Annotated in this window: 15 protein-coding genes and 3 pseudogenes; 11 read left to right on the top strand and 7 right to left on the bottom strand. The window is 40.2% G+C overall.

The window, feature by feature from the left end:
- Positions 1–30: 30 nt before the first annotated feature.
- The 11 genes and pseudogenes from F752_RS25805 to F752_RS0113335 all read left to right on the top strand — a co-directional run.
- Positions 31–219: pseudogene (locus F752_RS25805) on the top strand (tRNA uridine-5-carboxymethylaminomethyl(34) synthesis GTPase MnmE); the annotation flags it as partial.
- A gap of 280 nt (positions 220–499) precedes the next feature.
- Complete coding sequence (locus F752_RS0113290) at positions 500–1084, top strand: helix-turn-helix domain-containing protein (RefSeq protein WP_017732235.1); 585 nt, start codon at positions 500–502, stop codon at positions 1082–1084.
- A 59-nt stretch (positions 1085–1143) separates the two neighbouring features.
- Positions 1144–2286, top strand: a complete 1143-nt coding sequence (locus tag F752_RS0113295; RefSeq protein WP_017732236.1) for a site-specific integrase — start codon at positions 1144–1146, stop codon at positions 2284–2286.
- 23 nt (positions 2287–2309) lie between these two features.
- Positions 2310–3593, top strand: coding sequence for a hypothetical protein (locus tag F752_RS0113300; protein ID WP_017732237.1), 1284 nt, complete (start codon positions 2310–2312; stop codon positions 3591–3593).
- 100 nt (positions 3594–3693) lie between these two features.
- Positions 3694–4053, top strand: a complete 360-nt coding sequence (locus F752_RS0113305; protein WP_017732238.1) for a helix-turn-helix domain-containing protein — start codon at positions 3694–3696, stop codon at positions 4051–4053.
- The gene (locus F752_RS0113310) at positions 4043–4354 is read left to right on the top strand and encodes a hypothetical protein (RefSeq protein ID WP_017732239.1); all 312 of its coding nucleotides are present in this window, start codon (positions 4043–4045) and stop codon (positions 4352–4354) included. The genes F752_RS0113305 and F752_RS0113310 overlap by 11 nt, the downstream gene beginning before the upstream one ends.
- Positions 4355–4356: 2 nt before the next feature.
- Positions 4357–5838: a DNA primase family protein gene (locus tag F752_RS0113315; RefSeq protein WP_017732240.1), complete on the top strand. Its 1482-nt coding sequence runs from the start codon at positions 4357–4359 to the stop codon at positions 5836–5838.
- A 1-nt stretch (position 5839) separates the two neighbouring features.
- Positions 5840–7267, top strand: a complete 1428-nt coding sequence (locus tag F752_RS0113320; protein ID WP_017732241.1) for a DUF6371 domain-containing protein — start codon at positions 5840–5842, stop codon at positions 7265–7267.
- A 91-nt stretch (positions 7268–7358) separates the two neighbouring features.
- The gene (locus F752_RS0113325) at positions 7359–7946 is read left to right on the top strand and encodes a hypothetical protein (protein WP_017732242.1); all 588 of its coding nucleotides are present in this window, start codon (positions 7359–7361) and stop codon (positions 7944–7946) included.
- Between the two features lie 91 nt (positions 7947–8037).
- On the top strand, positions 8038–9303 hold the full coding sequence (locus F752_RS0113330; RefSeq protein WP_017732243.1) for an HNH endonuclease: 1266 nt from the start codon (positions 8038–8040) through the stop codon (positions 9301–9303).
- A gap of 558 nt (positions 9304–9861) precedes the next feature.
- Complete coding sequence (locus F752_RS0113335; RefSeq protein ID WP_017732244.1) at positions 9862–10401, top strand: hypothetical protein; 540 nt, start codon at positions 9862–9864, stop codon at positions 10399–10401.
- 140 nt (positions 10402–10541) lie between these two features.
- Here F752_RS0113335 and F752_RS0113340 read toward each other — a convergent pair whose 3' ends face one another.
- The 7 genes and pseudogenes from F752_RS0113340 to F752_RS0113390 form a co-directional block, all read right to left on the bottom strand.
- Positions 10542–12719, bottom strand: coding sequence for an RHS repeat domain-containing protein (locus F752_RS0113340; protein ID WP_160164113.1), 2178 nt, complete (start codon positions 12717–12719; stop codon positions 10542–10544).
- 132 nt (positions 12720–12851) lie between these two features.
- Positions 12852–13547 carry a toxin-antitoxin system YwqK family antitoxin gene (locus F752_RS0113345; protein WP_160164114.1) on the bottom strand — a complete coding sequence of 232 codons (696 nt, stop codon included), beginning with the start codon at positions 13545–13547 and terminating at the stop codon, positions 12852–12854.
- Between the two features lie 607 nt (positions 13548–14154).
- Positions 14155–18114 carry a PKD domain-containing protein gene (locus F752_RS0113350; protein WP_017732247.1) on the bottom strand — a complete coding sequence of 1320 codons (3960 nt, stop codon included), beginning with the start codon at positions 18112–18114 and terminating at the stop codon, positions 14155–14157.
- A gap of 250 nt (positions 18115–18364) precedes the next feature.
- A pseudogene (locus tag F752_RS27050) lies at positions 18365–19203 on the bottom strand (IS982 family transposase).
- A 247-nt stretch (positions 19204–19450) separates the two neighbouring features.
- Positions 19451–19990 (bottom strand): helix-turn-helix domain-containing protein, encoded by a 540-nt coding sequence (locus F752_RS24135; RefSeq protein ID WP_152425138.1) that lies wholly within the window; start codon positions 19988–19990, stop codon positions 19451–19453.
- Between the two features lie 16 nt (positions 19991–20006).
- A pseudogene (locus F752_RS26995) lies at positions 20007–20174 on the bottom strand (hypothetical protein); the annotation flags it as partial.
- A 369-nt stretch (positions 20175–20543) separates the two neighbouring features.
- On the bottom strand, positions 20544–22712 hold the full coding sequence (locus tag F752_RS0113390) for a copper-translocating P-type ATPase (RefSeq protein WP_017732255.1): 2169 nt from the start codon (positions 22710–22712) through the stop codon (positions 20544–20546).
- Between the last annotated feature and the right edge of the window lie 272 nt (positions 22713–22984).

Consider the following 22984-nt stretch of genomic DNA (forward strand, 5'->3'; position numbering starts at 1 on the left):
ATCCATAAAGTGGCTGCTTAATTCAATTAAAATTCAAAGAAAGCTGTCCTAAGCTTGGGGTCCACTAAAGTGATCACTGGCATTGAAGGGGAAATTACCAATGATTTCCTGGCCCTAGACATCCGCAATTCTCTCTATCACTTAGGTGAAATAACCGGTGAAATTACGACAGATGATTTACTGGCAAATATTTTTTCAAAGTTTTGTATCGGAAAGTAACCCCCACAATACAACTCATTACAAAACCATTGAAAAACCACCTAAAGCCCTAATTATAGGGCTTTTTTAGTGTTTTCTGTTTTATATTTGTTTTGCGTTATTATGCGATATTAGGTACAAATTTGTACCTTTGTTGTATCCCTATTTGAAAAGGGGCTTTTTTTCAGGTATTTTGTACCTCATTTGGTTTACAAAGTTTACATAGCTTACACTTTGGAACACTTTTAAACACTTTAAGGGAGAAATTACCGATTGTTACACCGAGTTAAGGTACAGAAAGATGAGCAGCAACATTGAAGTACAAAGGATTTGCCAGCATTGCGGAACGGAATTTACAGCCCGTACAACGGTAACTAAATATTGCGGTGAGGCTTGTGCAAAGAGAGCCTATAAAGCCCGGAAACGAGCCGAAAAGGTTGAGCAGTCAAATAGAGAAACTGTACAGGTTAAGCAACAACCTATTGAGGAACTGAAAGCAAAGGAATTTTTAACGGTTTCGCAGGTATCAAAACTTTTAAGTTGTTCCCGGCAAAACGTTTACAAGCTTATCAATTCAGGAAAGTTACAGGCCACTAACCTACTGGAAAAGAAAACCATTGTTAGGCGTTCCGACCTTGACAGTTTATTTACTGAAATACCGGAGAGCGGAACCATACCCCAACAGCAAAGGCAGGAACTAAGCGACTGGAAAGAAGCAGGCTATTTTGAAATTTCGGACTGCTATACGCTTACAGAGGTACAGGAAAAGTACAGGATTTCAGAAAGCACCGTTCAGCAGCTTATCAAAAGGAACAGCATACCTAAAATAAAAAAAGGTTGGTACGCCTATGTACCGAAGCGGATAATAGATGAATTACTGACGTAAAAAAGTTTTTTTCAGGTGTTCACTTTTTTCACGATTTTCACAAAAGCATAAAAGACACAATGGCAACTAAAGTAGCATTACGGCAGAAGAAAATAAGCAAGGGGCGTAAGAGCCTGTACCTTGACTTTTACCCACCTATACCCCACCCCGAAACAGGCGAACCCACACGCAGGGAGTTTTTAGGGCTATACATTTTTGAAAAGCCTAAAACACCGATTGACAAGCAGCACAATACCGAAACGCTCAAAATAGGCGAAAGCATCAGGCAGAAGCGGGAAAACTTCTTAAACAAACCGGAAATTTACAGCCAATACGAAAAGGAACAACTAAGGCTAAAAGAATTGGGCGAACAATGCTTTGTTGAGTATTTCAGGAAGTTAGCCAAAAAGCGGAAAGCCTCAAACCACGACAACTGGGTTTCGGCACTCAATTACCTTGAAGCTTTTACCAATGGCAGCTTGAAGTTTGCCGACCTGAACGAAAAGTTTTTAGAGGATCTCAAAGAATACCTGCTTACCACAAAAAGCAACAAGAGCAGCAAAACCACCCTTTCCCAAAATTCCGCTGTATCGTATTTCAATAAGGTAAAGGCCACACTAAAACAGGCGTACAAAGACGGCATACTTCAAACCGACCTGAACACCAAAGTACAGCCCATAAAAGCAGCCGAAACAAGACGGGAATACCTGACTATTGAGGAACTGAACAGGCTTGTTAAAACCCCTTGCAATAATGATTTACTAAAGCGTGCAGCCCTTTTTTCAGCCGTTACCGGAATGGCATTCAGAGAAATTCAAAATTTGGTTTGGAGCGATATTAGAAAAAGTGATGATAATGAATACCTGATTTTAACCAAAAGGCAGAAAACCCAAAGGGATAATTATTTACCTATTTCCGAACAGGCTTATAGCTTTTTAGGCACACCGGGCGAACCCACAGGAAAAGTATTTGACGGGCTGGAATATTCAGCCTATCAGAATAAACATTTAGCTCAATGGATTGGAGCCGCTGGAATTTCAAAGGAAATAACCTTTCATTGCTTTCGGCATACATTCGCAACCTTGCAGCTATCTAATGGCACGGATATTTACACCGTATCAAAAATGCTTGGACACAAAGACCTGAAAACAACCCAGGTTTACGCCAAAATTGTTGATGAAGCCAAACGTAAAGCAGCCGATAAAATTAAACTGGATTTATAAAACGCTTAGAGCATAAAAGACACATGAAGGACAGGTATAAAGAACATTTTGGAGTTGAAAGACCCAGCGTATTGTATGAAAATTCAGAGCGTATTGAATGGATAGTTTCAGAAGCCGATGCAGAAAGGATAAACACCCGGCACGGTAAAGATACTGTTCAGGTTGGAGAAAAAGGAACACAATTACCACCCCCTGAAACCAATGAAAAAGCTTGGGAAAGGTTAGTTAGGCTAAATGCTCAACAAATTTTTGAGAGCTTGCAAATTAGATGGATGGAAGGCACAGCCCCGAAAGCCCTAAAAGCAATTCAAGACCGATTAAAAGTAATTAACAGTTTTATTGAAGAAGCGGAAAGCCTAAGCCTATTAGATGCTACCGAAAAGCCAAAATTTGATTGTCCTAAGCAGGAATACCTTAGAATTAAGTACGATTACTATAATAAAAACTTTTGCGGCTCAAAGGATGGCTGGACAATACCCGGCCGCACCCCTAATAGTGGCCTAACAGCAAGTATTTATGCAGAATACTATTTATTTAAAAATTGGCTGGAAAGGTTGTTAAATGAGCAATCAACAAATGCAGCACAAATTAACACCACGTCTTCGAGATTTGATTTAGTTGGATTTTTAATAGCCTGCAAAAACTGGACTGAATCCTCATCAGAGGTTAGAAAGTACAATGAAAGAGGCTTACCAACCCATTTTAGTAAAGCAAAACGATATTTAAGCTCTTTTGCTACCAACTTAGAAGGAAAGGATTTAGGCTTTCAAATTTACTTATTGGAAGAGTTGGTAATTGAATATTTATCCTTTTCGGAGAACCACCCTTTAGCGGAAAGGATAAAAAAAGAAATTGAGGCCACAATTACGGCCTTACAGCAGCTTAAAAAAGATAATGAGCCAACCCAAAGCCCGGCAACTCCAAAAAATACCGAACTGGAAGCCTCAACACCAAAAGATAGCAACCCCACCAAGTTTAGCTTTGTAAATAAGTTTGATAATGTAAGCTGTGATAAGGTTTATCAGCATTTTGAAAATGGCCTTGTAAAGAGTAATTGGTTTACTGATAATGAACTGAAAAAATTTCTTAAAGCTGCATTTGAGGATAAGAAACCGCCTAAAGACTTATTCAATCTAAAAAATACCCCATCAAAGGATAAAGTTATGAGAGTGTTTTATGAATACTACAAAAACGTAGCCGTCAAACCTCACGGAAAGCAAAAGGAGTATGCCGGGCTTTTAGGTAATTATTTTCAGGGATTTAAAACAAACACCGTTAGCTCCAATTTTAGTAAGTCAGTTTACTAAACTTATACGAATTTTACGAAACTACCACTAAGGTTACTAACCTTTATTACAGGCACTTACAGAGCAATATCATTGCAAAAGAAACAAAAACTCTTTTGTAATGAACGAAAATTTAACATTTGACCAGTTACCCAAAGCGGTAACGATGCTAACGCAAGAAGTTAGCGAACTTAAAAAGCTGTTACTTGAAAAAAGAGAGCAGCACCCAGCTAATGCACCTGAACAACTCCTAACTGTTCAGGAAGCAGCCGAATTTTTAAACCTTACAGTACCTACCATTTATAGTAAGGTAAGTAAGGGCGAATTGCCCGTAATGAAGCGGAGCAAACGGCTGTACTTTTCCCGGACTGAATTACTGGATTACCTGAAAGAAGGCCGCAAAAAGTCTAATGCTGAAATTGAATCGGATGCAGAAGCGTATTTGTTGAACAATAAAAAAGGGTTGAACAATGGAAAATAACCAGTTGAACAACCCTAATGCTTTTCAGCATAAAAGACAGGGTAAAGATAAGGACTTTAGGAACCAGTTAAAAACCATATTCCAGTATTTAGAGGAACACGTTGCAACGGCTTCAATGGTATCGGCTGCAACCGGAATACCTCAAAAGAATATTTGCAGATACAAGCGTGATTTAGAAAAGGCGGGACGACTTTGGGAAATTGAAAAGAAGCAATGTAAACACACAGGCTTCAAAGCGTGGTACATAACCACAAACCCCGGCAATGCCCCCGGATGTTCCACCCAATTAACCCTTTTCTAAGCATGAAAGCCGTAAAATTAAACCCACAGTTTGACGACCTGAACCAGCCGGAAACATTGCTTAACGGTGTTCAGGGATTAACAAGGCAAACCCCTACCCCGCACGCTGAAATACTAAGCAAGCTAATTGACCAGTTTGAGCCGCTGGATTTTGAAGCCTTGGCAAACCCTAACAATGCCGAAAACTTCAACCTGAACAATAAGCATTATTTAGTTTTGGCTATTGAAAACGTCCTAAAGGTTGCCGAAAACAACCGTTGGGGCTTATGCAAGAACCACGATTTTATTTACCTGTACAATGGCACTTACTGGAACGAAGTAGATAAGGAAACATTCCAAAAGTTTTTAGGCGAAGCAGCCGAAAAAATGGGCGTACCCGTATTTACTGCAAAATACTTTCAGTTTAGGGAGCAGCTTTACAAGCAGTTTCTAAGCACGGCCTATCTTGAACCCAAGCCAGCATTGCCAGACAGGGTATTGATTAACCTGCTAAACGGCACGTTTGAAATAAGCCCGGAAGGCAACCAATTAAGGCCGTTTGACCGTTCCGACTTCCTTACTTATCAGCTACCATTTGAATACAACCCGCAGGCCAAAGCCCCCCTATTTGAAGCCTATTTAAACCGGGTATTACCCGATGAAGAACGGCAAAAGGTACTGGCCGAATATTTGGGTTTTATTTTCATAAAACACGGCAGCAACAGGCTGAAAGAAGAAAAGGCGTTAATACTTTACGGAACCGGGGCTAATGGCAAATCCGTATTCTTTGAAATTGTAAGTGCCTTACTGGGTACAGAAAATACAAGCAATTATTCATTACAAAACCTGACAGAGGAGAAAGGATATTACCGGGTAAAAATTGCTCATAAGTTGGTAAACTATGCCAGCGAAATTAACGGCAAACTGGAAAGTGCAGTTTTCAAACAGTTGGTTTCAGGCGAACCCGTTGAAGCTTGTGCAAAATATGGGCAACCTTTCACAATGAAGCAGTACGCAAAGCTGATATTTAACTGTAATGAGTTACCAAAGGACGTTGAGCATACAAACGCTTATTTCAGGCGGTTCCTAATTATTCCTTTTGATGTTACCATACCGCCAGAGGAACAGGATAAACAGCTACATACTAAAATAATTGAAAACGAGCTTTCAGGCGTTTTTAACTGGGTAATAGAAGGGCTTAACCGATTGTTGGAGCAAAAACGGTTTACTGATTGTGAAGCCGTAAAGCAGGCAGTTGAGCAGTATAAAAGCCAGTCCGATAGCGTAAAAATGTTTATTGATGAAAACGACTATCAGAGCAGCCCCACCGATTATAGGCTGATTAAAGAACTATACCCTGAATATAAAGCCTTTTGCATTGAGGACGGATTTAAGCCCGTGAAAAAGACCAATTTCATTAAAAGGCTTTCAGGTATTGGCGTTGTAGTTGATAGGCTGAACGTTGGTAATGTAGCGTATTTGGTAAACAGCAAAAGACCTTTCTAAAATGAGCAGAGGACACAGATACATTTTAGAGAAAGGCAGCAAAAAACACCTTTGCCCGGAATGCAATAAAAGGCGGTTCGTTCGCTACATTGATACAGAAACAGGCGGTTATTTACCCGACCAGTACGGGCGTTGCGACCGTGAAAGCAAATGTTCGTACCACCTCAACCCGTATTTGGACGGGTACGCCAAAGCAATAAAAGAGCAGGAAAAGGGCAACCGTTTGGAATTTCCGAATAAATGGAAACCTCAACGTAGAACCGTTAAGCCACAGTCAGCCCCTGAACCTGTATTTATTCCCGTTGAGGTATTCAGCCGTACCCGTACAGGTTATGAACAGAACGTTTTCATTCAAAACCTACTCACACGGATTGCCTTTCCTTTTGAGGTACAGGATATTGAAAAGGTTATTTCCTTATACCATTTGGGAACGGTTACAGACGGTTATAGAGCAGGGGCAATTACCTTTCCTTTTATTGATAAAAACGGCAATGTAAGAGCGGTGCAGGTAAAGCAGTTTGACGAAGCGAACCACACCACAGGCACGGACTTTTTGCACTCAATTATTGAAAAGCAGCACACTTGGAACAATGAGCCTTTGCCCGAATGGTTAAAAGGCTATAAAAAGAACGATAAAAGGGTTTCCTGCCTGTTTGGTGAACACTTGTTAAGCAAGTACCCACATAACCCCATTGCCCTTGTTGAAGCCCCTAAAACGGCTATTTACGGCACGTTGTATTTTGGCTTTCCCGAACAGCCCCAAAACCTGCTTTGGTTTGCAGTTTACAATTTGAGCAGCTTAAACCTCAACAAATGCCAGGCACTTAAAGGCCGGAATGTTTATTTGTTTCCTGACCTATCAAAAGGCGGTAAAGCCTTTGAGTTGTGGAGCCGGAATGCAAAGGACATACAAAGCCAATTGCCGGGTACATACTTTAAAGTTGCGGACTTTTTAGAGCAGTTAGCCCCTGACAGCGATAAAGAGCAGGGAAACGACCTTGCAGACTATTTAATAAAACAGGATTGGCGACTGTTCCGAAAGCGAAACGTACAGGAGCAGCCCGAACCTGAATCCATTGAAAGCTCAACCCGTGAAAAAAGTGAAAAAGGTGTAGCCCTAAAAAAAACTTTTTTTTCGCAGGCAGAGCCAACACAAAAAGCAACGAATTGCAACAGTTTCAAAGATGAAAAAGCCCCTAAACCTGAACATGATTTTACATACTTTGACAAGGTTAGCAGCTTTATTTATACCACAGCCGTAGGGATTACCCAAAGCAGAATTATTTCAATTGAGGAACTACCGGAAGCGGCTAAGAACCCGGCAAAGGTTGTTGAATGTATCAAACAGTTAATTATCCTTGCAGGAGGCCGTTTAATAGAGTTTAACAGCACCTATTCCAAAGTAAGGATTTACCCCCGTTCAGGCTAAAATAGAGCCTTTTTTGCATCTAAACCCAAACGGTAACAGAACAACTATACTGCAATTTCCCTAAAGATTTAGGTTTAAAAATCAAACAGCAATGGCAAAATACCCGACATTTCCGACCCTGTACGATGGAGTTCTGCAAATCCACATTTCAAAGCTAAAAGAATGGGGCTACCTGAAACCGAACCAGCAAAAAAGCGGCTCAATAAAATGGAGCAGGAACGGCAATAAAACAGGAGCAATTGACATTACCGTTAATACAAATTCTGATAGCCCATACCTTGAACTGGATTACCGTTTCAGGGAAAAGCCGATGCAGTACCGGGTAAAATTAGTGTCCGTTCCTGCTAATATTGGCAAAGGCCGGGTTTGGTATTTCCTTTGCCCTGCAACTAACAAGCGTTGCCGGAACCTTTACAGCATTGGCGGCCAATTCCTGCACCGTGAAGCCTTTGAAGGTTGTATGTACGAGAGCCAAACCCAAAGCAAGAAGTACAGACAACTTGATAAAACCTTTGGGGCTTACCTCAAATTGGATAGCCTGTATGAGCAGCTTTATAGCAAACATTTTAAAAGGTCGTATGCTGGAAAGCCAACTAAAAAGTATTTGCGGTTAATGAAGCAGATACGAAAAGCGGAAAGTGTTTCACATAATGACTTTGAACAGGCTTTAATAAGTTAAAATGTAAAGTGGTAAACTGAGAATTTATTAAGTGGTACAATAGACTTTTTTCTAAATTTGCTCTCATTAACTCATCTTATCAATAAGAAAAATGGAGGAGCATACAATAACTTTTTTAGCACTAACAGATAATATTATCTATAAGGTACCGGTTACAGATGATGGAGAGTTAGATGCTCCTACCCAAGAATTAATCCAATATTTTTCAGTTCCTAATGAGGAAAACCAAGAAATCACCACAATAAAAATTCTACAGCAAAATACCCAAGTTGTAAGGTCAAAAATTAATGAAATAGTAGAGAAACATAAAAACGGTAATCCTGTACTCAAAAGTTTACCTTCCTTTTTCCGCAAGCTTAAAAGTGATGAATTCTTTTTCTTCATACCACTTAGGGAGTTCAATGAACTTGAAAAGCTAATGCTTTACGATATTCTGAAATCGAAAAAAACGGGAGAAAATTTTGAAGATTACCACAAGCAGACCTTAAAACGATTTCAGAATTTCTTAAATAATTATACATTATCAATCTTCGGGTCAAGCCGTTTGAAAATCGGGGAATTTAAACGAACTAAAAGAAGGTGTAGATTTTGTAATAACAGCAGGTCAAATACAACTTTTGAAAATAAAGCGCACGCCATTCCAGAGGGTCTTGGCAATAAAAAATTGATATTATTTGAAGAATGTGATGACTGCAATAAAGAATTCAGCAAATCCATTGAACCTCATATTATAGAATATTTGTCCTTCTTTAGAACTTGGTTTGATGTTATGGGCAAAGGGGGAGTAAAACCTTTTAGCGGCAAAAATTTTAATATGGGGTCTCATGAGGAAAATAAAATTTTAGAAATTTTCACCAATGAGTTAGAACAAATAGACCCTACTAAACCCTTCAATCTAACTTTTCCAGGGAAATATCCAGTGATCCCACAAAATATCTATAAAGCATTATGTAAGTTTTTTATAAGCGTTATCTCTTCCGACCAGCTTGAGTATTTCCAAGAAACTATTAAATGGATTAGAGGAAAAAAGCAAATAAAAAAGCTACCCAAAGTGGCTTTGGCTTTTAATAAAAACCCCATTATACAGCCAGAAATTAGGGTATCCTTTAGAAGGGATAAAAACGAAAATTTGCCTCATGCTGTTGGTGAATTTTGCTTTACCTCCATTTCTTTGGTTTTTATAATTCCGCTGTCAAGTCAAGATAAAAAGGATTTTACTGATGAGGTCGACTTTGATTACTTCTGGAGTTTTTTTCATCATTATGAAGAATCTGTAAAATGGTCTTTCAAAAACTTTTCTAATGAAACCCCTAATCCATTAAATTTCGATTTTAACTTCACAGGATGGGCAACATAAAAAGCAGAGAAAAGCTGTTTTTATAGGTAATCTGTACCTTATTTGTACCTTTTTATTGTAAGTAACTGATTATCAGTTCTAAATACTTTCTGTATCGGCAAATTACGCCACCCATCGCCCATTCAGATTTTAATGAGAGGGCAGGCTCCTCCTGCCCTCCCTTTTCAATCCTTAATCAAGTTCTTATGAATACTATAGAATATACCACTTCTACTGTGGATGGTGGTGAAAACCATGTTGTTTTACTGACAACAGATGGCTAAACCTGTAAACAACACGGTACAGCAACGTGCAGCAACAAGGACCAACGGGCAAAAACAGCAAAAGCAGCGAACATGCCTATTCTTTTACTGCTGACGTTGCTCCTACTAAAGGCCTATTTCCGAAAAAAGTTGCCTTTGTTTTTCCTGGGGTAACCAGCCCTCCAGCTTCCCCTTTCCTACACAGTATTTTCCAACCAAATCAATCCCTTTCTCTTTCTAAAATGAAGACTACCCAAACTTTGATTTCAAGCAATTTATAAGTCCTGACGATATAAAAAATGAAGCTGAAAAGCAGTTGAGCAAGACCTATTCCGAAAATTTAAATACGGTATTAGAAACCAGGGAGAAATTAAAAGCAGCAAAGGCAACTGACATTAAATTCTCTGACCCTGTTATAAAGCAAAACGAAAACGCTGTAATTTTTCCTCATACTATCAATATTATCCAGGGCCAGGCGGGTGTACATAAAAGCAGGTTAGCTGAATGTATTTGCGTTTCCCTGCTCAAACTCCCCAGCTGCAATCAGGCAAAAGGCTTAGTTCTGGCTGATGCCAGCGAAACTGCAGACTTAAGCAAAGGCCGGAAGAAAAAAGCCGATGTCAACAGAATAATTGAGTATCTGGAAATTTACCTCGGAAATGGCTCTACAATAACAAGAATCAAGTCTCTTCAGGAAAAGATATTCACATTTTACACTGCGCCACATCTTCTCGATGAAAATTTTATCAGTGGCTCTGTCTTTACCACCCATTCTGATTTGGTTCCTTTCTTCTTGAGAATATCAGTAAAGGTATCACTGGTAAACCATCGCACCGGCGCCACGGTTTTGCATTAAATTCGGCTGAAAATTGTCTTCTCTTTTGCATAAGAGGTTAATAATTTTCACAGCGAGCCTGCCGCTTAAACTGCTTTCCTATTTAAAGCTTCCTCCTTTCTAAAAAAGTACGGAAACCAAAACTATTGGTTAGTTTAGTATTATTTTGATTGAACTGTTAATCCTAGCGGCACAAAGTTGCTCGAAGGATTATTGTACCCATAGTGGTATGGACTGTAATCCAACTCAAGTTCAGACAGAGGATTACAGTTTAAGAATCTTCCTATAATTGGATTATAGATTCGAAAATTATAGATTTGAAAATGATGGGGGTAGTAATTAGTTATTCCTCTACCAGTGTATTCGAGAAGAGGTATTTTTAAACCAAAAGGAAAAAAATTGTTCAAGTTTTCCACCTCTCCTACGGCATCAAAGATTACTATTACCCTGTTTAAATGATCCTTCAGGAAAAACTCATATTCATATTGATCTCCATTCTTTACTATCCTTCCCTCTGAATGTTCTATTATCTTAATGGAATTATTTTGGTACTGAATTTCATCTTCTGTATATTCTGAATTAACGAAAACATTCTCTTGTAGAATATCCTTACCCTGTACAATCACTTTAATCTTATTGTTCCTTAAATAAGAAACTTGGCTAATATATTCCCCATTTATCATCTCCACTGGAAGGGAAAGAAAATTATATTGAATTGGAGAAGTAATATTTGAGTTTAAATCCAGTATGGTGTTTCCTTTTGAATCATAAAAATATTCTTCTTCCTTTTTTCTTGATTTCTCCTTGAATCCTTTCTTACGATTTCCAAAATCAGAAATTCTTAATAACCTGTTTCCACAATATTCATAATTCAACCGATCTATTACTTTTTTATTCCTTGCCCTGGTAAGGCTCAAAATGTTTCCATTTTTATCGTAAAACAAATTTCTAATACTATAACTTTCCCAGCTATTTTGAATCCCTACCTGGAGTTTTGCTGATTTAAGCCTATTAAAACTATCGTAACTATAGACATTTTGATATTGGTAAGCCGGCCTTTGTGGCCGAAAGTAACTTACCTCAAGAGATGAAACGTTTTGTGAATTCTGAAACAGGTTTAAAAGGTTTTTTTTACCATAATTCAGATTCATTTTTATTATGCCGAGCTTCTTGCCAAGAGAACCATCTTTTAATTCAGTGGCTATTATTTCAGTCAAATTAAGGTCATCATCATAGACATAATCGTTTTTTATTGAACCGTTCCATATCTTCCTCTGGATAAGTCCAGAATCATTATACCAATATTTCACAAGGCTCACTGGCGCCTGCTCATTTATCTGATGAGTTATTTCTGTACTGGATGAAGTATAAGTGTAGCTTTTCTGAATTTTAACTTTTTCTAACCCCTGATGAACTAGAGTAGATTTCAATTGTAGGTCCGACAAGCCAGGATCATCTGAAAAGTAAGATTTGGCAAACCTATCTATTCCTCCAAAAGGATTATGATAAACTATTTGTATTATACGGTCCGAATTATCATAGTAGAAAGTTGTCATCATTGGAAGTGAATCCATGGAACTCTTAACTACTTCTCCAGTAACCATTCCATTTGCATCAGAAGGTTTTTCATTATGACCTTCAATTGTATGGAACTGAAATAGTGAATCATTTTTTAAAAAATGATAATTATCATAATAGGTAATGGAAAATAAATCTAGTTCTCTTAATTGGGGAAAACTTCGATCTAGGGAATAGCATATTCTGGTAGTATAATCCACAACTTCAAAGTCATTATCAGAGGAAAATACCAGGTTCTGAAGTTCTTCCTGTTCCAAATTTGAATCATAACTCCCAAAAAGAATGTGTCGGCCCTGCCTGTCAAATTTATTTACTTTCCACCTTTTGTCACCTTCCTCCTTATACATTCTTAACTTTCCATCAATATCATAGATCATATATTTCCAGGCACCGCCTGGAATTTTCTGGGCTTTTATTCTTTCTGTATCTAACCAATATTGATATTGAAAAGCATATTTTGCAATACATTCAACAAGGGGAGAACCATTAGCTAATTCTTCAACAAATTGGGGCTGCAAGATATAACGTATTCTTCCCAAACTATCGAAAATATTGTAAGTCACATGTTCCTCATAATTGTTTTCTTCATTTACCATCACCTTGGAACACACGATATTTTCAGCCGAATCAAAAAAGTAATGGAGCCCGTACTTTAAATTATCTCTTACCTCCATCACATTCAGCCTCCACTCAGCCGCCAATTGGCTTCTATTCAATTCACCCTTTGAGCCGATCTTCCAGTTAATTATTTTATCTTCCACCGTATTAAGCCTGTTGATGGTATCTGGAAATGCTGAAGTAAATGTTTGGGAAAAAACAAATTGAAAAGGAAAACCAAGGAGTAATAATAAAAGAATTCGAACCTTAGAAGTCATATGAATTAAGATTATACATTAATGCGGAAAGTCCTTTAGGGGGCTAAGACAGTAGCTCTTGCTTTTTACCAGGTGGCCTTTTTTATTATATTTCTCCCAGACTCCGGCTTTTAAGCCTTCTTTGTACCTACCTCTTTTTTTGAGAGTCCCATCTTGGAACCAAACTTTTGAATCACCATCTTTAAGGCTATTATGGTTATAGTTAATAATCTTTTTAATTCTCCCATTTCTATGGTACTCTTTGAATTCCCCCACTGGCCCCTTGCTAGTTATATTTGATTCCCATTTTATATTTCCATTATTAAAGAAACTTATTTGAAAGGAGTTTTGAATGAAGTTTGGTTTAGAATTATCATCAACTAACTCTTCGAGTGGCACAATTCCTTCTTTACAATAATACCTATTAAACCAAACTTTCTTCCCTTTCTTATTAAAAGTCCATGAATACACAAAAGCTGAATCTTCAAATACGGGAAAATAGTTGAACTCCTTTACTATACCGTTTTTAAAATAATGTTTCCACTCTCCCACAGAATACAAAACTGTATCAACTCCCTCAATATCAGATGTAAACGGGTAAAACCTTGACATAAAGTAATATCCTTTTGATTTGATCTTTCCATTAGGATAAAATTCTTCATCATACTCAATCGAAAGCACTTTAGGGTTATCTTTTAATTGGGCCTGCATTTCCTCAGGAATTTGAGCTAGCAAAGTTTGAAATTTTATTAAGAACACAAGATTAAGAAATAGCAACTTTTTCATTTATCGGGAAATTGAATCACTTCACAAAGGACGGTGGTAATTTCAATAAATTATAAGAATGATGAAAATAGAAATTTTCGAGTTACCTATCAAACAATTTCAGGAAGGGAATTTCATTTGTAAGATTTAAGAGAATTAGACATTAAAGCACAATTAAGGGCATGTTGAAACTTTTATTGAACAAGGACATGACCCCTAAATATTAACCAAGCCTATCCACCCTTATAGTACTCCCCTTTGTAAGACCACAGGGAAGTTTTTCTTAGTTGAAGTTAACAGAAGGACAATCTGTAGGTGTATTGAAGGTAGTGAATCAATTCCCGGCTTTATTTTATGCTAAGACGACTTTCTTAAAGTAACAGGAGGAAACAATTTAAAATAAGGAGGAGAGAGCACTTAACTTCTTCGATAGGGAGTGTAAATGGAACTGTGTCAGATGGCTTTTTTCTGTGAATGCCTGGTCCTTTACAGAAAACATGAGTCATCCCTGCAGAATTCGGGATGACTCATGTTTGTTCTTAAGCGGCCGGTCGTAATTAATTCGTTAATCACTATTTCACCAGGCTTTTACCACCTTTACTACCTCTTCAAAACCATATTTCCTGTTTTCAATCTTTATTAAATACAATCCATCTCTCATATTTACATCCGATAGATCGATTCGATGTGCCTGCTCATTAGGCAGACCTCCTGCAAAACTGCCGCGATAATACACTTTGCCCAGCATATCGTACACTTCCATCTGATACTCCGCCGCCACTGCTGCCTGGACGGTTAAATGAATATGATCCTGAAAAGTATTCGGATAGGCAGAAACATGAATATTGTATGACTGGAATGCAATAGCAGGCTCAGGATTAACCGTCAGCTTCATTTCATCAGCAGCTGTGGCTCCGTCATTGTCTGTCGCATAAAAGCGGAAGGTGTAAACCCCCGGCTCAAAATCTGTCAGGATAAGGTTAGCTGTATTCTGTTGCTGCATGCTTACGGAAGGACCACTTACCTTCTCCCACCGAAAGGCTCTGAATACCCCATCCGGGTCGAAACCTATGCCGGAAATCTGGTACTGAAAATATCCCATGTCAATGGTCCTGTCTCCTCCGGCATCTACAATTGGCACCTGATTCCTTCGCTGTACCGTTAGCATCATTTCATCCGAAGTACTGGCGCCTGCATTATCCGTGGCGGTAAAACGAAAGAGATAGCTTCCCTCTACCAAATCTGTGAGAATAAGATTGGCTGTATTTTCCTGTCTCATGGATACGGAGGGTCCCCTTAACTTCTCCCATCGGAATTCCCTGAATACTCCATCCGGATCGTGCCCAACAGCTGATAAAAGTAACTTTTCAAGTGGAAGATAAACCGTTTTATCCTTTCCTATACTTATAACCGGTGGTTGGTTGCCCGAAAGGACCGTCAGCTTCATTTCATCGGAGGCGGTAGCTCCTTCATTATCGGTAGCGGAGAAGCGGAAAACATATTCCCCTGGCTGGAGATCCTGCAGTAAAGCATTGGCTGTGTTGAAGTTGCTCATGCTAACAGATGGCCCACTTAGCTTCTCCCACAAAAATGCTGTAAACCTGCTGTCGGCATCTTTTCCGATTCCGCGCAGGTAAAGAGATTCCAGCGGCAAAGTAACGGTTTTATCTCTTCCCGCATTAACCACAGGAGGCTGATTGGTTTGTACCTTCTCCACTGCGCCTATGGTGGGCGGGTATGAACGCTGATGACCAAAGAAATCTACCTGCACTTCTCCCAATCCTGTACCAGCTCCGGCCAGGGCCGAATTAGCCGGAATAAGATTTACATCGGATAAGAATTTGGGATCGACTGCGAGAGAATGTTGATCTAAGCCGGAAAGTGCCTGCCATTCGTCCAGATTCGACACTGTATTTTCATCCCAAACAGCCAGGGTTTCCCCTGTCGTAAACAAATTATTGAAATCTGATGTGATTACTCCTTCTGCTCCGGTAGAAAAGGCCCCAACCATCACATATCCATCTGCGGAACTGGAAAATATGTTGTTGTTAAAACGGACATTAGCCGGTTCCTCTGAATCAAAATCTAAAGCAACCACTTTACTGTCAGCATTGCTTCCATAAAGGTTCACACTGTTATGGAAGAAGTTCATATCGCCAGACGGCGTGTTCACGGCTATTCCCGTACCTCCATTAGTTGCATGGATAGAAACCATATTATTTGCCACAAGTGCAGGAGCAGTTGAACTGGCGCCCGGATCAAAATTAAAATTAATACCTGTCCCGCCCTTTTCTAATACGATCCTGTTCCTGCTAATCTCCTGAGGTAAATCTCCTGCGAAAAAGCTTCCTGTCACAGAAATTCCTGTTGAATTCAGATGGTTTGAAATAATGGAATTATTAATAATTTCTTTGATATCCAGACTTTGATCAACACTTATCGCAGTAACCCCACCACCTTCATCATCCTGTTCTATGTTAATGATATTACCGCTGATGACAACATCTTTCTCAGCAAACAAATCAATGGCTGTGCTTCTGACATTAAAGGTATTTTCCTGTATAAGCAGACCAAGATTCGTCAGGAAACGTGGGTTTCCCCCCTGCTCTACATGGCCGGGGCCGCGAATCGTTATTCCCTCCCCAACAAAGAGATTGTTCCGGTAAGTATCCTGCCTTACTTCGGAAGCATTTATCCCGCCATGAATAATGTTGTTCTCAAAAAGCAAGTCAGAACCGCCTTCAATTCGGATGCCGGAATCAACCGTCATGTTCCGGAAGATTAGATTGCTTGTTCCATCCAGAACTAAAACATCCCCTTCGGGCTCTAAAACATCTCCCTCAGGGTACTTTAGCACGACATCGGTCCTATCCCCGCTTTCGCCTTCAATAATTATTCTAGCTTCCTGACCGTAATTTGGAATATTTATCTGCTCACTGTACTCGCCTGGCCTAACCTGAAGAATAATGCTATCTTCTATTCCTCCGGAATTACTTATAGCTTCAACAGCCTCTGCAAAGCTGGAGAAATCCGGATCTTCTCCACCAATGGTGTAGATGCCGGAAAGAGGATTTTGAGTGAGCTCTTTTTCTATTGCCCCAATGGAGGGCGGATTGTTTCTCTCCTGCCCATAGATATCTGTAGGCACTTCGGCCAGATAAATTCCGGCTCCCTTCATTTCTTCACCTGGAGCTGTGTAGGGAAAGCCAGGAAAGGCACTAATTGAATGTTCACCAAAGCCGGTCACCCTTTGCCATTCTTCCAAAGATTCAATTTTCTGCCCGTTCCAACTGGCAAAAAGGCTGGTATACTCGAAGTAAAGACTGTTATAATCCATTTCCGCAATGGCTGACGGGGCATCTACAATTATACCAGTACCACCAAAGGCAGTATTGGCAAACAGATTATTTAAAACATGAAAGCTGTTATCTTCTCCTTCAAGTTTCAGCGCATAATTGGGCACATACTCCGACTGGCCCATAACCTGTACTGAATTGTGGTAGAGCTTAACCACATTGCCGTAATTACTGCTGATATCCATCCCAACAAGGTTGGATATAGGATCGAAATGTGAGTGGCCTCTAGAATCCAGTCCGTCCACCACCAGCCGGTTATTGGCAATTAAAATTTCATTGTCCTGTGATTTGCCGGTGGATACATCCATGGCAAAGCCTCCGTCTCCAAAACCGATGCCATTTTTCGTTATCCTTGCCGCAGCAGCTGAATTCAGAAGCAGGGCGGTTCCTTTATAATTGTCTGCGCTGGTTCCAATGGAGTTTTCACTTATTTCCAGGCCATACCAGCTGTTGGTAACCGAAATGCCATCTCGTTCCTGGCCGGAAACATTCACAGAATTGCGGCTGATTTTAAAATCTGCCTGACCCGTAATGGTAATGCCTCCTCCCGCAAGGCTGTTTCCTTCAATTATCAGCCCCTGGTCGAAAATTGGAGCATTCGGGTCCCAGGGAGCTTCATTGTCTTTAAATATTCCTCCTCCTGACTGGAAAAGGTTATTCCGGTAAAGGTGCTGATTACTTCTGCTTTCAGCGGATGATTTAGCGACAAGAGATCCCTGGATGATATTATCCTCCAGCTGAAAGCAATCAGTTCCGGGAGCCACATCAATATTCCCGACAATGCTTAGGTTCCGAAAACGAATTCCATCTACTCCATTTATCTGGACCGTAAAGGCAAATTCTGATGGGGATTGAATGGCTACTTCTTCCGGATCATTGCCTGCTCCTTCAAAGATGATCGGGAAATTACAGGAGTTGCCTCCGATACTACTGAGGTTTAGCTGTTCTTCGTATTTGCCTGGCTGTACCTGGAAGGTAACGGGGCCTGAAATACCTTCTTCTTCAAGAGCCCTGATGGCTTCATTAAAACCTGGGTAATCGGCCCCTGAGCTGCCAATGGAATAGGTGCCGCTTAATTGTGCATTGGCTGTGGAGATACTGAGGAAACTGCATAGAAAGCAGTAAAATAAAAATGTGCTGAAGACGGGATGTCTTACTTTGGGGTGGGTGAATTTTTTCATGACTAAAAAGTTTTGGTCCTAAAAATTACTCATAAAACAATATAATAAATTGATAACCAAATAGATAGTAATTTTAACATTTATTAAGGTTTTTAAAGGAAATGTCAAAATGAGGCCGGATCTTCTTCCATTAACAATTAATGCTTTCATTCAAAGGGGTGGCTTTATACAGCTCATGCTAATGACAGGTGTTTCTAAAATCTGTCTTAACCTTGGATTAAGCGGCAAAACTGGATGGACTGAAGCTACTTTATTTGTGGTCCATGAAAGTATAATTGGCTAAGCCTGAGGAGATATGTACTCAAGCGCTGAGCGGGTTTCCATCTTTGATGTGGTTAATATCACAGACGCTCATAATAAAATAATTGACTGCCTCAATTGAGCCTCTTTTCAAAAAATTGACTTATCTGCAGGTTTAGAAGCATGTTCTTCATATAGCTTCCGACTTTTGTCAATAAATGAATTCCTTTTTCCAGCCGCTCTTCCAGCATAGCGGTTAGATAACCTTTGTCTCCATAGCATTTACCTGTAGACCTTTGAAGAGGTAGCTTAGAACCTCGTGATTATTTTCGGCAACATTGGCTGGGGTGATGGGAAAGTGCATCAGTTCTCCCCACTGGTTAAATAGCAGATGTAGTTTTAGGCGTGGCTGTCTAAGCCATAAAACCATCCTGGGAAGTCTCTACCTCTAGAGGCTATCTCTTCAAAGACTCTGTTGCTGTGGATTCTTCTGTTGTCACAGACGGGAAGCTTCTTTGAATCTACATAGTAATGATTGGTTTTTGAGGAGAAAGTACAGAAAAAGTGAGCCAGCAAAAAGATATGAAAGCATGCTCGTCAGGAAAGAAAGAGAAACTGCGTGTAAGAGACTGCTTTAGGAAAATAGCTTTTCAGCTCCTGCAGCACCAGTCTCTTATAGTAGTTCTCAAAGCATTTAAAGCCAGATAAATGATAGAGCACCAGAATTGTCAGCACTTCACTCTCTGATAAAGAAGGTTTTCTTCCTGCTGTTGATTTCCTCTTTTCAAGTCCTTCAGGAAGTGGATGAGTAACATAAAATCTCTCTACCTCCTTACAAAAATCATCAATGTAACAGAAAACTTTTACTACCTAAGTGGTATCTATGATAAATGACATAAGGCTAAAGGTTTAGGTGAAACATCTGGCAATATTTCTACCTTCCTTTAGACTTATTGTTTATTTTATTCAGCTGATTTACAGTTGTTTAAAACTGATGGTGTCGTGGTGGCAATTCCCGAGTTCAGGTTAAAGATAAGCTGAAACTGGAAAAAAGTATATCCCTTAAAGTTCAAAAAATATACTCAGCAATTCAAGGCTAAGTTTGTGAGGGTAACAGGATTGTACTTTTGTATTTGCGTGGGGAGAAGCCGAATTTTTCTTTGAATATCCTGATAAAGTGGGAGGTGTTTTCAAAGCCACTGCCAAAAGCTATTTCATTAATATCTTTTCCGGTTGTTTCCAACAAATATTTCCCATGCTCCAGACGCTTTTTTGTCAACCATTTCCCTGGCGGAATCCTATAGAGTTTTACGAAATCCCGCTCAAAAGTTGATAGGCTTCTACCGGATAACCAGGCAAATTCTTCTAGTGGCAGATGATAGCTGAAATTCGTTTGCAGTGTACTACTGAGGGAGATCCTTGCCTCGGTGCACAGTTGTTTGAAATAGTGGGAAAGCGGAGAATTTTGATGGAAATAAACAGAATTAATGATCAGCTCCTCAAATTTCATCTGGAGCAGACATTCAGCAGGAGTAACAGATTCCTGAAAATAGGAAAGGACAGACTGGTAATAGCTAGCTAAAACTTTATTTACCCGGAGGGGAATCAAAGAATCGTTTTCTTCACCTTTACTCAAGCTGGAGATCGGCAGATCATAATTTTTCAATTATTTCTTCAATAAATTCATATGCAACGAAAGCTAGTAGTGCGCAAAAATCATCCTTAAAAATCTGGTGGCCCACATAAGCACCTTTTTTTATAAATATGGAATCACCAGGTCCCACCATAAAGGTCTTTTCAGGAGTTCTCCATATCTTCTTCCCCTTTAAAACCTAGACAAAAAATTGTGGTGGGACCAAATTCCCAACCGGCTCCCCTCCGCCATACAATCGAAAATGGTAAAAACTAGCTCATTTACCCTGAGCTTCTGGTAATTATTGTTATTGACAATAAAATCATTAAGGTTGAGCATATATTTTCCCCTTTAGAAATCCATATACTTTTTCTTTTCTGTGTCTTTGTTAATATAAGCAATATTTGAATGTAAAAATATTTAACTACCTGACATAGAGCTGAATAGAAAAAAGACACCAGACTATATTCTCTTGCAGACGAAAAAAAATTGTAAGGCAGATAATATCCACCACATAACCTTCCAGTACTTCTTTATTCTTATTTGTCATTTCGGTTTAATCTTTACTGTTTATACTTCTCTTTAGCAGCTGCGCATTAACAGCCACCACAACGGTACTGAGGCTCATTAAGGCCGCCCCTATTGCCGGCGATATCATTATACCCTGATTGTAGAGAACACCAGCAGCCAAGGGCAAGGCAACAATATTATAAGCCGTTGCCCAGAAAAGGTTCTGAATCATTTTCCGGTAAGTCGCTTTCCCAAAAAGGATAAGAGAGGCAATATCCTTAGGGTTGCTATTGACCAGGACAATATCTGCCGTTTCAGCTGCCACGTCGGTTCCGGAACCTACAGCAATGCCCACATTGGCCTGTGCCAGTGCAGGCGCATCGTTTACTCCATCGCCCGTCATCGCTACAAATTCCCCCTGAGCTTGTAGTTCCTTTACCTTCTCCTGCTTCTGGTGGGGCAGTACATTCGCAATGAAGCCATCCATGTGCAGAGCCTTACTAACACTTCCGGCCACTCTTTCATTATCGCCCGTCAGTAACAGGTTCTTTATTCCATTATCTTTCAGGGTTTTAATGGCTTCGGCTGATTCTGGTCTTATCTGGTCCCGAAGGGTAATATATCCTGTTACTTTCCTTTCTACCATTACATATACCACCGTTTCCACTCCTTCTTCTGCTGAACTTTCAGGTACCTGGATATTGAATTCCTGAATGTAATTAGGACCTACCACCTTAATGTCTTTTCCTTCCACCACTCCTTCCAGACCTTTGCCTGGTAAGTAGTTGAAGTTTTCTGACGCAGGAACCTGAATATTTTCTTCTTTTGCTCTCCGAAGGATGCCCTGGGAAATATAATGCTCTGAATTCTGCTCTACTCCGGCAGCTAAACGAAGCATTTCTTCTTTGCTGGTGGTGTTGTCAAAAACCACCACCTGCGAAATTTCATGAGAGCCCTGGGTAAGGGTCCCGGTCTTATCAAAAATAATGGTGGTGATTTTCCGGGAATTCTCAAAGGCCGTGCGATTGCGGATAAGCAGGCCATTCTTCGCCGATACAGCTGTAGAAATGGCCACCACAAGGGGAATGGCAAGCCCAAGGGCATGCGGACAGGAAATCACCATAACAGTTACCATCCGCTCCAGGGCAAAATCCAGTTCTGCTCCAACGAAAAGCCATACCGCTAGGGTAATGAAGCCTGCGGAAAGAGCTGTGTATGCAAGCCATTTTGCAGCCCTGTCTGCCAGGTGCTGGGTGGCGGACTTTGTTTTCTGAGCATCCTGCACGAGGTTGATTACCTTCTTCAGGTAACTTTCTTCCCCGGTATGCTCCACTTTCACTCTTATCGAACCATTGCCGTTGATGGAACCTCCGATTACCTTCTCCCCTTTCACCTTTTGTACCGGTTTGCTTTCACCCGTCAGCATACTTTCATTGAGGTAGCTCTCCCCTTCTTCCACCAAACCATCGGCAGGCACTTTTTCTCCCGGCCGTACGAGGATGGTATCACCTTTCCGAAGATCATCTATCCTTACCTTTATCGTCTTTCCATTCCGAATTACAGAGGCTTCGGCAGGCATCATACTTACCAGCAGTTCAAGGGCTTTCGAAGCTCCCATCACAGATTTCATTTCAATCCAGTGCCCCAGCAGCATCACCACGATAAGAGTAGCAAGTTCCCAGAAGAAGTCCATCCCCTCCAGGCCAAAGACAGTAGCGGTACTGTAAAAGTAGGCAACGCTAATACCAATACCAATCAGGGTCATCATACCGGGAGCCTTTTTCTTTACTTCCTCTACTAAACCTGTAAGGAAAGGCCAGCCCCCGTAAAAGTAGATAATGGTGGAAAGACCAAAGGAAATCCATAGCTGCGTAGAAACATCCATGCCCAGGCTATAGCCCAGCAGGTGCTGGATCATAGGGCTCAGCACAATAACAGGAATGGACAAAACCAGAGAAACCCAGAACCTCTTTTTAAAGTCTTCAATCATCATCTGATGATGATTGTGGTGACCACCATGGTGGTCATGTTTTCCCTGCCCAATATGCTCATGGTGGGGCGGGTGCGAACCTTCCCCATGCGGCATAGCCTTTTGGTGTGCATGAAGGGTCTTTTCCTCCAGCCGTTCTTCTACCTGGTTTTTCTGGCTTTCAGCCTCTTTGGAGGAGGACTCATGCTGATGGTGATCATTTTGGTGGTGGGAATGCTTGGCCATAACAGTTTAAAAAGTTATTTCGGTACAGTATCTCTATTCAACCCCCTCCTATTGTGATGGTTTTATATCATTATGACTTTCCTGGACAACATTTTGCCATAGAGAAGGAGTGTTATTCCCACCTATCCTCTTGAATAAGCATTCCTGTTGATTTTTTAAAGGCCTTGCCTCGATACCATCAGGAGAGGCCATAACAATAAGTTCTTCATATTCAGTAAATTGCCTCTCCTATCGGCAGAACCCATTATGCAGACCGGTCGTATCCAAATACA

The sequence above is a fragment of the Nafulsella turpanensis ZLM-10 genome (assembly GCF_000346615.1).
Classification (GTDB): domain Bacteria; phylum Bacteroidota; class Bacteroidia; order Cytophagales; family Cyclobacteriaceae; genus Nafulsella; species Nafulsella turpanensis.